We start from the raw sequence: 1,055 nt of genomic DNA on the forward strand, positions 1-1,055 counted from the left end.
AGGTAGAAGAGTTTCACGTTTGCAGTGCCTGATCTTGGATGCCGACCTCTCGACATCGAGGAGGTGCCGGGGTGGCATCGTAGCGTCGCGAGAAGCGCTGCCGCAGAGCGGACGTCATGAAAGGACCGCTTCTGGCCGGCTGAAGACGTTCGGGCTCAGCTGCGGGCGGCCTCGAAACGACCCAGAGCGGAAGTTCGCCCAAGCTTAGCAAACAGCCGTTCAACGGCTGACATGAGAGGCGGCTTGAAGCTGGTGACGCCAGCTACAGGACGTCCTCTCTCGATGGAAGGGTTAGGAGGCATGCTGCCTCAAATATGTGGTTGCGACAGGACCCAACGGGTTGCCCAAAGGCACACTGCAGAGAGAACCAAGAACAACACCAGGTCTGAAGCCGCCTGCGTTACCAGCTGGTCCACTAGTGATGTCCTTTGCCTCGATGGTTCTCCAGTAGTGCCGAGATCGCTGAGCTGACGAAGCACTAGATACGCGGTGAGCGAATAGAGCGCAAGGAAATTCACGGCCGTGAATACCCAAGGCCTCGACAGCTTGCTCCACCACAACCAGGCGGAACTCCCTACGAGGAGCGCTGGCAAGAGCAGGACAACCAGCATCACAACGTTGATAAGCAGCCGCATCTATGCCCTCCAACGTTAAAACTCAGCGGCCCAGCCAGCGCAGCAGGCGCAGGCATCCTAGCCTAGTAGTCAGTCGCGACCGGCAGCACGTGGCCATTTGCGGAAGCGGTCGCGATCGGCGCAACTAGCCGCACAGTCACGATGGCAGCTAGTCGGGGAGACGGCGAACTTTGCTCAGGCGCGGGAAACTGACGTCTGGCTCTATGAACAACAGCGCCGCAACACCATGCCGAGTCTCGCAACCCACTACCACTACCTGGCGGGAGTCTCCGTTCGGCAGTTGCACCTCAACCCAACTGCCGCGAGGTGGCAGCTCCGTTGCCGAAGCGAACGTGCCATCGACGACGTACCACTTGCCCAGCTCGAGACCGTCGAGCTGCGGAGCAAGTTCTGCAGTGACCACGAACGAATCGACAAGAG

1 protein-coding gene is annotated in these 1,055 nt (G+C 59.7%); it reads right to left on the minus strand.

Annotated features, from left to right (window positions below; translation table 11 throughout):
* Positions 1–783: 783 nt before the first annotated feature.
* A partial coding sequence (locus tag AC1D01_RS36100; protein WP_477874538.1) for a hypothetical protein occupies positions 784–1,055 on the minus strand: 272 nt, incomplete at its 5' end.

This window comes from Rhizobacter sp. P3_B12 (assembly GCF_056402895.1).